At 58.1% G+C, this 15,228-nt stretch carries 7 protein-coding genes; all 7 read right to left on the bottom strand.

Features of this window, described 5'->3' with window-relative positions; translation table 11 throughout:
- Positions 1-196 precede the first annotated feature (196 nt).
- The gene (locus KQI65_14245) at positions 197-2,713 is read right to left on the bottom strand and encodes a TonB-dependent receptor (GenBank protein MCB2205899.1); all 2,517 of its coding nucleotides are present in this window, start codon (positions 2,711-2,713) and stop codon (positions 197-199) included.
- 38 nt (positions 2,714-2,751) lie between these two features.
- Positions 2,752-3,438: a GPP34 family phosphoprotein gene (locus KQI65_14250; GenBank protein MCB2205900.1), complete on the bottom strand. Its 687-nt coding sequence runs from the start codon at positions 3,436-3,438 to the stop codon at positions 2,752-2,754.
- A gap of 149 nt (positions 3,439-3,587) precedes the next feature.
- Positions 3,588-5,258, bottom strand: coding sequence for an AMP-binding protein (locus tag KQI65_14255; GenBank protein MCB2205901.1), 1,671 nt, complete (start codon positions 5,256-5,258; stop codon positions 3,588-3,590).
- Between the two features lie 173 nt (positions 5,259-5,431).
- Positions 5,432-10,438 carry a hypothetical protein gene (locus KQI65_14260; GenBank protein ID MCB2205902.1) on the bottom strand — a complete coding sequence of 1,669 codons (5,007 nt, stop codon included), beginning with the start codon at positions 10,436-10,438 and terminating at the stop codon, positions 5,432-5,434.
- Between the two features lie 109 nt (positions 10,439-10,547).
- Positions 10,548-11,981, bottom strand: coding sequence for a choice-of-anchor D domain-containing protein (locus KQI65_14265; GenBank protein MCB2205903.1), 1,434 nt, complete (start codon positions 11,979-11,981; stop codon positions 10,548-10,550).
- A complete protein-coding gene (locus KQI65_14270; protein MCB2205904.1) occupies positions 11,978-14,179 on the bottom strand; it encodes an SUMF1/EgtB/PvdO family nonheme iron enzyme in 2,202 nt (733 codons plus the stop codon). Before KQI65_14270 ends, KQI65_14265 begins: the two co-directional genes overlap by 4 nt.
- Positions 14,180-14,369: 190 nt before the next feature.
- Positions 14,370-14,972, bottom strand: coding sequence for a hypothetical protein (locus tag KQI65_14275; GenBank protein ID MCB2205905.1), 603 nt, complete (start codon positions 14,970-14,972; stop codon positions 14,370-14,372).
- Positions 14,973-15,228: the final 256 nt, after the last annotated feature.

Here is a 15,228-nt window from a genome sequence, read left to right on the forward strand (position 1 = left end):
TCCCGCGCGATGCGAAGCGGCGCTCCTGCGTGAGCGCAAGCGAACTCCCGCGCGACGCGAAGCGGCGCTCCTGCGTGAGCGCAAGCGAACTCCTGCGCGACGCGAAGCGGCGCTCCTGCGTGAGCGCAAGCGAACTCCCGCGCGATGCGAAGCGGCGCTCAGGCGCGAGTTCCGTCCACAGGACGGAACGAGCTCACTAGAATTCGTCGTCGAACTCTTCGCCGCCCCGGCGCTCTTCACCCTTTTCCTTCTTGACGGGGTTCAGGTTGTAGCGCAGCGTAAGGGTGACCTGGGGTGACTCGCGTTCATAGTAATGGTAGGATGAAAAATCGGTACCGAAGGTCCTGGATTCGCGGTCGGCACTGCCGAAGACGTCTCCGATGTCGAGGGTCGCGGAGAAGCGGCGGTCGAAGAATTCCTGGCGTACGGCAAGATCGGCAACGGCGTAGCCTTCGGTGCGTCCCTGCGCGGAAACCGAGGGACTGTTGTACCGCAGGTTCAGCTGCAGCATGGTGGTCGGTGAAAGTTTCAGCGTGTTGTTGAAACGCAGATTCCAGGTCAGGCGCTGCTCGTCGAAATTCTGTTCACCCAGCTGTCCGCTGATGCGGTAATCATACACGTTTCCGAGCAGGTAGATGTCCCATAACCCGAAGGCGCGGAAGTTGAACAGCAGTTCGGCACCTGAGGCTGTCTCTTTGCCGACGTTCTCCACGCGATGCAGGGTGACGTTATCATTGAAAACACTGCGCACGCGTTCGATTTTATTCGAAGTCGCGCGGTGGTAGCCTTCGAGGGATAATAGGTTTTCGCCAATGTGGGTTTGCCAGGCCATTTCCCAGGAATCGATGTACTCGGGCTGCAGGTCAGGGTTTCCAACGCGTACATTGTAAGCGTCCATCCATGTCAGGAAGGGCTCGAGATACCAGCCTCGTGGACGCTCGATGCGACGCGTGTAGCTGGCCATGATCTGCTGCGTAGCGGAGAAACTGTACGAGGTGTGGAGCGTGGGGAAATAATCCCATCGGTCAATGGAAAAGGTCGCGGCGGTATCGGTGTATTCCACCGTCCTGCCCGTGTACTCCCCTCGCAATCCCGCCTGGAAACCAAACTGCCCCACTTCGCTGCGGAACATGCTGTACAGCGCATGAATGTTGCGGTCGTAGGTGGTGGAACGGCTGAATTCGGGCTGCAGCACATACTGCTGCTGCTGCGTATCGTAATCCGACAACGTGGTTATATCCTCCGAGGAACTGATCCGCGACTGGTAACCGGATTCGAGTGAAGAAGCGGTACCGAGGGGACGAAGATAGTCAACACGGGTTTCGACCCTGGTTCCGGGACCATCTTCCGTGCTGCGCCGTCCGCTTGTGATCGTGCCGCTTTCGTCCAGCAGCTCGTCGGTGGTCTCCTCCTCCCCTGTTCGATGTCTGTACGAGAACTGCGCGTTCAGTTCGTGTTTCTCACCGTCGAAACGGTGCTGGTAGTTGGCATCGCCGGCAAAGAAATTTCCACCCCGTCCACGGGTATTCTCACTGACGTAAGAACGCGGGATTTCGCCACTTCGCGTCTCGACATAATCCATCGTACTGTTTCCACCATGATCCCGGTATCCGTAGCGGAGTCCCAGCCCGAAATTATCCCGTGCGCTGAAAGGGAGATCGATACCGCTGCGCAGACTCCACCCCTCACGGGCATGCCGCGAGTCCCCTCTGCTGTCAATGAGAATACTTCCGTCGCCCGTCTGAAATTCGCTGTTCTCACGCTCGGTTGCGTAGCGCCCGCGTTTTCCATAATCCCCACCGAAATACACCGAGAAGCCTTCTCCCCGCTGCGTAAGCAGCATATCGGCGCCATAGCGGTCCTGCGTTCCCGCATTGATATTGAAGGTGCCGGTGGTGCCGGATTGCCGGCCCTTCTTCATGATGACGTTGATGATGCCGGAAACGCCTTCGGGATCATATTTGGCGGAGGGATTGGTGATGATTTCGATGTTTTCGATGGCGCTCGACGGAATCTGCTCGAGCGCATCAGAGGCATCGAGGGCTGAGGGACGGCCGTCGATCAGCAGCGTAAAACTACCACTGCCGCGCAGACGAACCGCGCCGTCGAGGTCCACGGTGACGGAAGGGACGTTCTGAAGCACGTCAACGGCTGTTCCGGACGTGGCCGTCAGCTGTCCTTCTACATTGATGACTTTCTTGTCGATCTCATAGGATACCGGCGCACGATCCGCGGCAACTTCAACTTCCTCCATGGCGATGGAGGCGACTTCCATGCGGATGCGCCCGAGATCGACGGTATTTCCCTGCACGCGAACGCCATCGACACGCCGCTTCTCATACCCCATGAAACTCACATCGAGATAGTAGCGTCCGTCCGGTACATCGTCGAGTGTGAAGCGTCCTTCCGCATCCGTGATCGTTCCCTGCACCATGCTGCTGTCGGCGCTGCGCGACAGCACCACGCTGGCATATTCAATGATATGTCCGCTTTCATCATCAACGATGATGCCGCGCACTGTTTCGCCGCTTTTCGTCTGCGGAGAGCCGGACTGCGTCGCCTGCGGAGAGCCGGACTGCGTCGCCTGCGGAGAGCCGGACTGCGTCGACGGCCCCCGTGCATTCTCCGATGCGGGGGCCTGCTGCGCGAAAAGTGTGACGGGAACGATAAATATCAGGATGGGAATGAGAACGCGAAAACAGCTTGCGATCATGGATACTCGGAGTTCGTGGATGCTTTTGATGGTGGTTGTCAGGAAGATGCGGCAGAAGCTGCGCTGGATGCGACAGCGGCTGTCACAGCAGCCATCACGGCGGCGTTTACCTCGGCGACGACAGCTGACACTGCCTTCCCTACCCTCTCGTCCGTGATAAAGGCATCGATGCGCTTCTTCATCTCGCGCTTGTTCGATTTGCCGAACACTTCGGTGATGAGGTCGCAGGCGCGCACGAGACTGAGCAGCGCCAGAAGCCGTTCGGTTGGAGCAATGCGTCCTTCGATCAGGTCGTGCAGCATCTCGCGCACACGACGTTCCGGCTGCGGATCCTCTTCGGGATACCGCTTGTACGGAATAACCCACAGAAATTTCTTTTCCTCACGCTTCAGAATGCCTTTCTGCACAAGGTTGTCGAATACACGCGCGCGGAACTTCGGGATTTTACGCTGCAACCGGGACACCCAGTATTTGCCGTCCCTCTCCTTGATCGAGTCATGGATAAGCTCCATCGCTTCATCAGCCAGCGGATCGCCTGTGGGAGTGGTATCAATCAGGGCGACGGTTTTCTCGCGCCATTGCAGGCGCTTCTGCATGTGTAATTCCAGCAGCAGCGCTCCGGCCAGACCATACGGTACCGAAGTCGACCCCGCCATTACGACGCTTCCTTTTTCGTCATCGGTTGCGAGCAGCAGAAGCTGTTCTGCGAGAGTAAGTTTCTTCATTGTCGCTCCGTATGCATGGTGATTCCTGACCGTCTCCCAACCTATAAAACCTCTCAGCACCCTGAAAGCGTTCCTGGGTGGGAAATTCATCCCCTTGTGAAATCATCGTTAATAACCGGAATTCGAAGGAGGTGCCAGCTTCGCCCGGGTCAGGCGGAAATATAGAGGAAGCGCTTGATCTTCTGTGTGGGAGTTTTTTCGAAAGGAATACGCTGCTCAATCACCGTCGCCAGCTGTGAGAAACGGTTGACCTGTGTGTTGACATATCCTTTCAGCTCGTCCAGCGTCTCTTCGACCTTCTTTTGCACATATTGCACTGCTTCCTCCTTCATATGCGCGAAATGCTCCTCGATCTCCTCGTAGTTGAGATGCACGAGAGCGACAAGCTTCCCCTTCTGCTCCATGACCAGGGATTCGAGGACGTAGCGGTGACGGTTGATGACCGACTCGATTTCTTCAGGATAGATGTTCTCACCGCTGGAACTGACGATCAGATTTTTCAACCTGCCCTTGATATACAAATGGCCATCCTCATCGAAACAGCCGAGATCGCCCGTGCGGAACCAGCCATCATCCGTCAGCGTCTCGCGTGAAAGCTCGGGTTCATTGTAGTAGCCGCGCATGACGCTCGCCCCGCGTGCCTGGATCTCGCCCTCGCCGCTCTGCGAATCCGCATCGGCAATGCGCAGTTCGATGCCCTGCATGGCGGGACCAGTGGACTGATACCGAATATGCTCCGGATTGGCCCCGGCAAGCAGCGGTGCGGTTTCCGTCAGACCATATCCGACGGCATACGGGAAGCGCGCCTCGCGCAGGAATGCTTCAACCGACGCATCCAGCTTGGCGCCGCCGACACCGAAAAAGTGCAGGCGTCCCCCAAACGTCTTCAAAAGTTTGCGGCCGGCAATGCGGTACAGCAGTTTGCGGCCGGCATTCGTCCCGTGCACGCGACGAAGCAATCCATTGCGCGTGACTTCGGGAAGCACACGCTGCTTATACACTTTCTCAATGACGAGAGGAACACTGAGCATGATTGTGGGACGCACTTTCTCAAGCGCCGGCAGCAGCGCACTGGCCGTCGGAGGTTTCTCGAGATAATGCACCGAGGCGCCGGTGAGTATCGGGAGGATAAGTCCGAGCGTGTTTTCGTATGTGTGCGAAAGCGGGAGAATGGAAAGAAACACATCCTCCGGCTGTACGGGCTGTATCGTCTGCACCTGCGTTGCATTGAACGCAATATTGCGATGCGTCAGCATCACGCCCTTTGATTTCCCTGTCGTCCCCGAGGTATAGATAATGGTCGCCAGGTCATCCTCGTGTACGTCGGATGCTTCTTCCACGCCGAATGAGGGACGCCAGAGAGGAGCGTGCGCACCTGTCCGGGTCTCTTTCGCGCCGTCTTCGATGATCTCGAATGAATCTATGAGCACGCGATGCCTCAGACGTGGTAAATCCAGGCCTGCAAGCTTCGGGTACAGCCTGGCCGACACAAACAACACATCACACCCGGCGTGCTGCAGAAAGGTCCCGATCTCGTTTTCATGAAAATCCGGCAGCAGCGGCACCGCCACTGCACCCATGGTTGTAATGGCAAAGTACGCCACCCCCCAGTTCGGCATGTTGCCGCTGAGGATGCCGACACGATCTCCTGGACGCACATCGAGCTTTCTCAGGGAGGCACGCACCTGTGAGACCGCTTCGCCGAGCTCGCTGTAACTCATCGGCGTGGCCGAGACGAAGGAAAGTGCGGGACGCTCAGCGTACTCCGTGATGCTCTGGTTGAAAATGGCGGTGAGCGTCAGGTCTTTGGTTCTAATCATCGTTGTGCGATGGACTGTGGGGCCGGTGTATTTCAGGTAGGATGCGAGAGGCGGAAAGCCGGATTCTCGTGCAGACGCCTTTCAGCACTCTTATTGCTGAAATATCCCCCCATTCATGGAAATTTCAAAGCAAAAACGGTGTCATCGACTCGGGGAGAAGCCCCTGCGGCTGACTATTTGATCAGCTGCATGCGCTGTACGCGACGTTGTGTCGGTGTGCGGAGAACGCAGTAGTAGAGTCCACTCGAAAGGCCATGCGCATCGAAAAGTAACGAATACACACCTGGCTGCAGGCTGCCCTGCTGCAGCGTACGCACCACACGTCCCACATCATCCATGACGACGACTTCAGTATTCCCGGCCTCGATGATTTCGAACGTGATGACGGTGCTGGAATTGAATGGGTTCGGTCGATTGGCTTCGAGACGAATCGTACCGCTTGCATCGAACAGACGATCTCCGCCCTCGGTACAGATTTCCACAAGCACCGCTCCGTCGATCAGATCCGTCCGCACCGGTGCGCCTTCCCAGGTATACGCGTGCAGTGAGAGGGACGTACTGTCGACCGGACCGAGGAGAACGAGAAATTCAAGTGTGAGCAGACGCTGCGGGGAGCCTGCCGCGGGACCTGAGACCGGAACGATACGCATATCGCCTTCCATCCGGCCTTCGGCCGTTGCTCCCCAGGGAATCAGAACGCGTCCGTCAATCTCCAGCTCGGCCGACCAGCCGGTGAGAGGGAGTCCGGCGAGTTGCTGCGCCTCGAGCAGATCGATGCTGATCATGATTCGCTCTCCCGGCTCGGCACGCAGCGTGGGGAGTCCGACCACAGCGCGGGCTTCCGCCGGTTCCATGCGCAACAGATGTGTGACGGTACCCGGACAGCCGAGTGAATCGAAAACGAGCGCTTGGTACACCCCGGTGTCCGCCACTGTGATGCATTGTTTGTCCGCGATGCCACTGCCATCAGGCAATGTCCACCGAATCTGCTGCCAATTCCTGTCAAGGCACAGCTCAGTAGTGCCGCCATACACCAGCAGCGTGTCGCCAGTGATCACGGGAAGCGGAGCAGGATATATGGTCAGCATCACGGAGTCGCGTGCGGTGCATCCGTTTGCACCCCTGGTTTCCAGCACGACGCTCCCTGCCCTGTTGCGGCGCAGCGTGTCATCTGTACTGCTGCCGTCGGCGGTAATCCATCGATGCGAGGCATACGTCCCTGCCGCCGTCAGGCTGGTGCTTTCCCCTTCGCAGAACGCCGTCTCACCGATGATGAACGCGTCCGGCGCCGCGAGTGGTGTGACGATGATGGAGGACGTATCCGCACAGCCGCTGGTATTCGTTGCCACGAAGCGGTGCAATCCCAACTGTCCCGTTTCGATGCTGTCGGTCCCGGAAACCCGTCTCCCATCCGGCAGTATCCACAGGCTGCCGCTTTGATGCGGTCCCACGGAAAGCCACGTATTCTCTCCGCTGCAGAGCTGCGTTTCCCCTGCAATCGACGGAGCGATCACGGTTTCCACCAGTACCTGGATACTGCTGTCGTGGGGACAGCCAGACGGGAATAACCTTGTCTGTGCAGTGAGTTCGTGAGTACCGACTTCATTCCATCGCACGAGTACATCCGCGGTACCAGCGCCCTGGAGGATTTCACCACCGGCCGGGAGTATCCAGTCGACGGAGGAAAGGGAGTCGCCACCGACATGGTATCGCACTTCTTCTCCGGGGCAGACGGAGCGGGGTCCGTCAAATACCAGTGGCCTCAGGGGATACGTGTACACCCGAATGGTGTCATGCAGCACGCAGCCGCGCGAAGTCGTGACCGTTGCGACATAGCTGCCCGAATCCGTCACCGTAATGCGGCGCGTCTGCTCCCCCGTGCTCCAGGAATAGGAGGCATATCCCGCTCCCGCGTCGAGCTCGCGAGCATCGCCGCGGCAGAGTGTATCCGTCGATCCGCTGATGAGAACGGGGAGCTCCGCGTAAATCGGAACGGTTGTATCGCCACTGCATCCATTGTCCGAGTACACAGTGATATGATAAATACCGGGTTTCGTTACCTCGATGATGCGTGTGGTATCACCTGTACTCCATTCATACCGCGCATACCCACCTCCGGCGTCAAGAGAAACGCTCCCTCCGGGACATAGGGTATCGCTGGGGGGACGAATCTGCGGGGCGAGTTCATCGCCGATGCGAACCACGACGGTGTCGGACATGGCACGGCAGCCGATTTCATTTTCGACCTCTACCCAGAAGCGCCCGCTGTCGGTAATGGCGATGTTCGACATCGGCCCCTCAAGCCCTGTGCTCCAGCGGTAGATGTCGAAACCAGGTGTTGCATTGAGCATGCTGACGGACCCTCTGCAGAGTACGAGTCCGCCATCGAGCCAGATGTCCACGCTTGGTTTTTCATGAATAACAATGTTCACTGGGTTCGATTTTCCCACGCATCCCATGCTATCACGCACGGAAACCTGGTAGAGCCCCGGCAGGGTCACATCAAGCCAGGGGTCGGGGCTGAGCTGACCGGTGTTCCACTCGTATTCCGTGTACCCGGGTGTTGCTTCGAGACGAAGGATGCCCTCTCCACAGAGCACGCTGTCACCGACCGCCCGGAGTTTAATGTCGGGACCGGCATGCACAGTCAGCCGTATCGTGTCGGATGTAATGCGGCAGCCGTTGGAATCCGTTGCGACGACCCAGTAGTCACCACTGTCACCTCCGGGTATGGAAGGAATCTCTCCGTTGGCCCCCGTGCTCCAGCGGTAATTCACGAATCCCGGTGTGGCGTGCAGCATGACCTCCTCACCTTCACAGTGTTCGGCGGGACCATCGAGTATCAGTTCCAGGAAAGGTGTGGGACTGCGACGCACGGTAATGGCATTCGATACGACACGGCAACCGTTGGCGTCGTATGCAACGACGGTGTATCGTCCTGAATCGGTCACCGAAAGCAGGTTGCCCTTGCTGCTGTCACCGGTACTCCAGAAATACTGCGCATATCCCGGCGTTGCACGCAGCGTAACATCGTCTTCAGAGGAACAGATAACCGTATCACCGAGCGCTTCGAGTTTCAGCACCGACGCCGGATAATCACTGATGCCGATAGCCGGAGACAGTCCGCTGCAGCCGTTCGAATCGATGACCTCGACACGATATGTGCCGGGTACGGTAACCAGAAGCGTGCGCAGAGTGTCATGCGGCAATGCCGGCTCCCAGCGATAGTGCTCGTAAGCTTCGCTGACGCGAAGCTCGACCGGTTCTCCTGTACATTTGATGAGCGCACTTGCTTCAACATGCGGTGTCGGCCGTTCATGCAAATCGATCTGCATCGAATCGGAGAGGATGTAGCAGCCGAGTGACGTGCGCGCTTCATACCAGTACGTTCCCCCTTCCGTGATGAATCGCACCGTGCCGCCTTTCCCGTCGTTCCACCGTATCTGTGTGAATCGCGGGTCGGCCTGTATGCGGACGGAATCGCCTTTGCAGATGACATTGGAAACAGTCTCCACGATGGGTCGCGGGGTACCGGCAAGTTCGATGTCATACAAGACCGGATTGTTCGTGGTGGAGCTGCCTCGAAAGAACTCGACGATCATCTGTATGTACCGCCCGCTCAATGCGCTGTCACAGTTCAGTGTGCCGTTCTCGAGATAACGGTATTCCTCATCCAGGAGATCTTCACGGCTGTCTGAAGCCCGTGCTTTCACGAGAATTCTGGAATCTGACGGCTCACTTGCATTCCACCTGACGCGCTGCCAGAGCAGCCCGTCCGCCCCCCCATCATGCAGCACCGACCACGTACCGTACAGCGCATAGTACTCTCCATACGCCGCACCGGTCATGTCACTGTAGTTGTAGGGACGCGCTCCGAACCCGAGATCGACCACCATGTCTATCAGTCCCTTCCCTGCATCACCCGCGGGATCGATGCGAAACACGTTGTTCGTGTTCGCGCATGTGATCCACACTTTCCCGTTGTAATCCACCGCGACACCTGTCGGAAACTCCCCCGGTGTTCCATTCGATGCCAGATCAAATTCCTTGATCAGCGCTCCATCCGCATCACGCCGCTCAACGGTGTTCGTGCCCGTACATGCTATCCAGACGTGACTGTCGTCCGGTGTCACAGCAACACCGCGAACGAGTGTGCCGTTGAGTGCTATCGGATATCCCGGGAGTATGGCTCCCGTGGGATCGAGTTTGAAAAGCAGAGCCTTCTCATAAGACGACGCCCAGATACTTCCATCCGGCGCTTCCGCGATGCCGTAGGATTCCACGGCATCGATGCAGGTGGTATCGCCGGACGATGACATCATCAGCATGGGACCGCTCCCGCCATTGAGCGAGGAAGAAAAGATCGTACCGTTCGCACTTACCAGTCCCCCGTATCCCCCACATTTCAGCTGCTCCTTCAGCATGAGAACATCACCGGTGTGTCCGTCGAGCTTCATCATCGTCGACAGGGTGATGTTCTGCATGGAATAGCCGCCCACCCAGACGTTGTTGTCGGCATCGATGGAAATATGCCGGCAGTTGCGTGCAGGAATTTTCTCATAGAGCAGGATGCACTCATCCTCGGCATCCTCAACGCCGTCACCATCCCAGGATTTAATATCCCCGAGTCCGCGGGATGTCCGGATCAGCCCATCCCCGTCCCTGTCCACCGCCGAGCAGTAGAGAAACGGCGGCTTGAGATACTCTCCACTTGCGACAGGAAGCCCGTTCCGGTCACAGCGGGTCCCGCCGAGCACCACACCGATTTTCACCACCGACCCCATGCCCGTTCCTGCCGGAACCGGCTGATCCCTGTTCGCGGCCCAGACATTACCGGCCCTGTCGACGGTTGTACGCGAAGGATTGTGCAGCGCCCCCTGCGGCGTTGTTCGATACTCCCCGAGAATTTTCCCCGTATTCGCATCAATGCGGATCACCGTGCCGCGATCAGAGGCAGCAACGTTCACGTACGGCAGCAGGGCGCTCTCATGGTTCAGCTGCAGCTGATCCGCGACGACATCGTGATTGACGTTAATGAGCAGTCCTTCGTCGAAATCCGCATTCACCGTCCATTCCTTCAGCGACTGCGCGGAGAGGGACGAACACAACAGCAACGACAGAACGACGCACAGGATCGTGCGGTCCGCCCTGCGAAAACATGCGGTCCCAATCGGGTTCATTACTGCTGCTCCGTACAACAATGGGGATGAACGACTGCAAAGAAAATACATATTCTCTGCATACCAGACATTCAATGCAAAACGAAATCCTCGCAACAATACCGCTGCATCACTTCAGTACTGTCATGACCTGTCGCTGCAGTGTCACACCGCTGCGCAGCTCTATGATATAGCTGCCGCTGGAGAGCGCCGCGGCATCGAAGGTCACCACGTACTGTCCCGGCTCTGCTTCGGCGTCGAAAAGTGTCTCGACGACGCGTCCACTCACGTCGCGTACACTCAGCAGCGCGTGTGCACGTTCGATTACCTGGAAACGAATGGCTGTTACTCCGTTGAAAGGATTCGGACTGTTCGGCTGCAGTGCGACGCGCGCATCCCCGTCGAAGAGACGGGTCCCACCCTCTTCGCAGAGATCCGTCAGCAGCAGAAGACCGTTTTCCTCCGAAAGTGCGACATCCCCGCCCTTTGCGGCGCTGTGTTCAAGCTGGAGTGTCGTCCCGGTTGTATCGCCCAGGACGACGAGGAAAGTGAATTCGGCGATGATATCGTCGCGCAAGGGCAGCGTGGGCAGGTCATCGAGTGGAATGACGCGATCCTTCCCGATAAGCTGTCCTTCGGGCGTGGCGCCCACGGGCACGAGGAGTGAGGCACGGTAACGCAGCTGTGTGAATACGGATGTCGCGCCGGAAAGCTGGAAATCCTGCATATCACGAAGCCGAATGGGAAGCGTGATCATCGTTCCTGCGGCAGCGCGGACAGTGTCCGTCGCCAGCACGGCGGCGGCCTGTACCCCTATTCCTTCTCCGAATAACTGCATGGTCACGGGCAAGGGGAGCCCCGCGGCATGAAAATGCACGCTTCCGCTGGTGCGTCCCGCCCGTTTCGGAGCGAAACGAAGTGTCATTGCATGCGTGGACCACGGAGGAAGCATGAAAGGTTCTGCACCATCGAGCATCACAAACTGTGCGCTGTCCGGTCCCGCCTGCACGATGTGCTGCAGTTCGACCGGCAGCGGACTCAGGTTGCGCAGAACCACATCCACAAGACTGTCGCGCACTGCGCCGACAGGAATGGCACCGAAGTCTACCGGACCCGTTACCACGGTAACGCGCTGTGCCACCGCACGTCCATGAATCCTGTACCGCTGCGTATCAACCTGTGTGTACAGCACGATGTCTGCTGAAAAATCGCCCTCCACGGCAGGATGAAATGCGAATACCACATCGTGTCCCTCTCCCTCGCCCACACGCACCGGAGGAATGCCCCCCGTGACAGAGAACGACCCGGCCTGCCCTCCCTCAATGATGATCGTGTCGATGCGAATTGCCGTCCTTCCCGTGTTTTCCACGAAACGTCGTAACAGGGAATCCTTTTCTGATCCCGCGAAGACTATCCCCATGTCCACATCCCGCGCCTCGGACGATGGCATGACAATGGAAAACACTGCATCAGATTGATCATGCACCTGACTGACGAGTTCTGGAAATGACCAGCCAGTCACCAGCAGTAAAAGGACGGAATATGCGAGTGTGCGGCGCATCATCTGAATCTCCTGACCACGCGGAAGCCGATTCCGGATGTCGTGCGTACATGCGTCCCGTTGCGGGCGGCGCTGCGGCATTCTGTAGCGAAGCGGTTGAAGCCCCCGCCGCGGTACACGCGAAACTGGGCGGGTGAGGCGACAGCCGGTCCATGGGGATCGATCTGTTGTCCCTCTTCATAGACGTGGTAATAGTCCCAGCACCATTCAGGAACGTTACCATGCAGATCGTACAGGCCGAACGCGTTCGGAGCCAGGGTGGCAACCTCCTGAACGCTGCCTGAGTACACGTTCCCGCAGTACCAGCCGATGCGCGTCAGGTTGGCATCGGGTCCGGCACAGTAAGGTTCACGCATCGGACCATTGGTGAAATCGTCACCCGAACCGGCGCGGCAGGCGTATTCCCATTCTGCCTCTGTCGGGAGCCGGTACCCCGAAGCATCGAAATCGCATTCCGCACTGTCGCCTGTAATGGTATAGCAGGGCTGCAATCCCTCCGCCTCCGAGCGTTTGTTGCAGTACGCAAGTGCTTCGAGCCAGCTGATGTTGGATACCGGGAACATGTCTCGCTGATGCGACGATGGATTATAACCCATGACTTCTATCCATGCACGCTGTGTGATTTCATGGGTCGACATGTAGAACGATTCCGTGAGCGTCACTTCATGTACGGGACGCTCGACGGGACTCCCGTTTCCATTCCCATCTCCCATGAGAAAACCGCCGGGAGGAATCAGCACCATGTCCTGCGGCGCGGGGAGAGACGCGAGCAAAGTCACGCGAACGAGGCAATGATCGCTCTCCACCAGCGGCACGCGCCACGTGTACGCCAGTCCCTTCGTCCGCTCCGCAATAACCGACCAGTTGACACCCGCATCCGCACTGAAATCCAGCCGGACCTCATCCTCCGGGGTGGCGTCTGTCCACGTAATAACCGTATCGCTCCCGGCCACGAACTCCTCTCCCCCGTTCGGATGCACGAGGGTGATGACGCGCTCGTCTTCTCCCTTTCCCGGGTATCCAGCGGTGGCGAAAAATGCCTTCTGGCAGGCGGATGATTCAATCGCAAAGCGGCAACTGGCATAATTGGAATCCAGCGCTTCATACTGCACGCGTATTTCGCGTTTCCGCCAGGCACCGAGTGTGAATGGGGGATCGATCCCTCCATAGTCGAGGATGCGAAATCGCGCGTCATCAGGGGTGATGCTGCGGATGTCCACATCTCGTCCCACCGCCGAGATCAAAATCGTCGCCTCCCGTTTTTCACCCGGCGGCACACCCTCGAATGCGATAACAGCGGAAGGATAAAAATCGAGCGCAGGCATATCTTCCCTGGTCAGGCTGTAGCCCGAGCGTGCCATGCTGCCATGCGCCGGCAGACGCACCACGACATCCCGTGCGTACGAGCATCCCCCGCTTTCCCAGGTGATGCGGCAGGGCTGATGCTCCCGCGAGATGTGAAGGATACTGCGGTAAATGTTCACGATCTCCTCCTGCGTCATGACACGCGGGAACGCCATTCCCCCGCTCTCATCGCAGAGGCGCTGCAGAAGTGGCGGCGTCTCCTCGCCGAGCGTGACACAGAACACCTGCGCATCCACCAGACGCATGGCATCGATGATTGCCGACTCCGTACCACGTGCACGGCCGTCGGTGAGCAGCACAACCACTTTCTTGTGTTTCCCCCTGCTGACGATGCGCAGTGCACCCGCGAACGGATCGATCAGCGCCGCATCAAAGCTGGTTCCGCCTCCCGCAGTGAGACGGTCGACCGCCGCGCGGAGCAGCTTTCTGTCATTGGTAAAATCCTGTTGCAGCACATTGAGGGTGTTGAAGGACGTCACCGCACATTCAGATTCTCCGGGTGGGAACGCATCGATCCATGCATGCGCCGCACTGCGTGCGAGTCCGAGACGCCCCCCGTCCATCGACCCCGACACGTCAACAGTAAGCACAGCCGAAAGCGCCTTCGGCGGAGCAGGCGTCGGGCATTCGACATCCAGCACCACACACTGCTCTCCGTTTTCTGTCAGGAAGAAGTCTCCGGGCTGGAGTCCCTGCAGCATATCGCCCTGTGCGTCAAACGCATAAAACTGCGCATGCATAAGCGGGTAGCTTCCATGATCGATATTGAACACGGTCAGAGACTGGGCCTGGAGGGATTGGAGCGACGCTCCACCAGCGAGGAGGATACAGCCCAAAAGGCGGATACAGCCCACGAGGCGGATACAGCATAGCAGGTACGGAAACGAAAAGCTAGGGCGGCGCACGGCAGTCCTATCGCTGTAAGGGGTACACGTAATAATACGAATTAATCCCGTTTACGTCCAGTCCCTGCCGGACTGCGATCCCGCTCTGCCAAAGAAAATACCACAACGCCCCCGATGAAGCTTACCGGTTGAAACCGCGCAGTCCCGGATTCGCCTCTTCCCGTGCAGCAATGATTCCCCTTCGCAGCAGGTCCGTCGATACGGCCGAGAAAAAGCTGCGGCTGTTGAGATCGTCGTAGACGATGGAACCGTAATCACTGATGCTCCCGACCCAGATCACCTGGGCTGTTTTCGGGAGGAAAAGCTTGATCGCCCCCGAGCGCCAGGCCGGAGTATCGCGCTGAATATCCGGCGCTTCGGGATACAGCCATTCCCGCAGTGAACGGTCACTGTTGCCCCCGAACATGTAGAGAACCCCATCGATGTTCTCATCTTTCAGCGCCCAGAGCTTTTCCTTCTCACTCATGTTTTTCAGCGGGGAATACAGGTCGATGTCACGGTACACAATGCATGCCGTGTTATCCCGAAGATACGACGCGAATGCCTCCTCGAAGGCATCCTTCTTCGCCAGGTCATGCGAGTCGTAGACCACAAGGATATTCTGCAGCGGGAGTGAACGATTGGCGAGCAGAAACTGCGTGTCGACGACGGTGTTGAGATCCACGGAGGAGCAGCCGAAAAGGAAAACGGCTGTCAGCAGACTAAGCGGCAATAGGGCTTTCATGAGCGAAAAGAAGGTCTGTTTTTCAATGTGGAAAACCGTCGCAGCGCAAAGGACAGACAACGACGGCAGCGGCGTGCCATTCCGGCGTGCTGGCTCAGTTCTTCACGCGGGCCGGATCAGGCACGTGCGCAAACTATAAAAGCCCTGCGCAATAAGCAACGCATGCGGCCGCAGGTGCTCCCCGTCATGGAATGCGGTGCGACACGCAGTGCGGCACTGAGACGGATGTGCGGCACTGAGACAGACGTGCGGCACT

It is taken from the genome of bacterium, from assembly GCA_020444325.1.
Classification (GTDB): Bacteria; Bacteroidota; Ignavibacteria; order SZUA-365; family SZUA-365; genus BM516.

What these genes read in the sequence shown, in the direction of transcription:
- KQI65_14245 (MCB2205899.1), bottom strand. Translation starts at nt 2,713, where the DNA reads ATGATCGCAAGCTGTTTTCGCGTTCTCATTCCCATCCTGATATTTATC.
- KQI65_14275 (MCB2205905.1), bottom strand. Translation starts at nt 14,972, where the DNA reads ATGAAAGCCCTATTGCCGCTTAGTCTGCTGACAGCCGTTTTCCTTTTC.
- KQI65_14260 (MCB2205902.1), bottom strand. Translation starts at nt 10,438, where the DNA reads ATGAACCCGATTGGGACCGCATGTTTTCGCAGGGCGGACCGCACGATC.
- KQI65_14255 (MCB2205901.1), bottom strand. Translation starts at nt 5,258, where the DNA reads ATGATTAGAACCAAAGACCTGACGCTCACCGCCATTTTCAACCAGAGC.
- KQI65_14265 (MCB2205903.1), bottom strand. Translation starts at nt 11,981, where the DNA reads ATGATGCGCCGCACACTCGCATATTCCGTCCTTTTACTGCTGGTGACT.
- KQI65_14250 (MCB2205900.1), bottom strand. Translation starts at nt 3,438, where the DNA reads ATGAAGAAACTTACTCTCGCAGAACAGCTTCTGCTGCTCGCAACCGAT.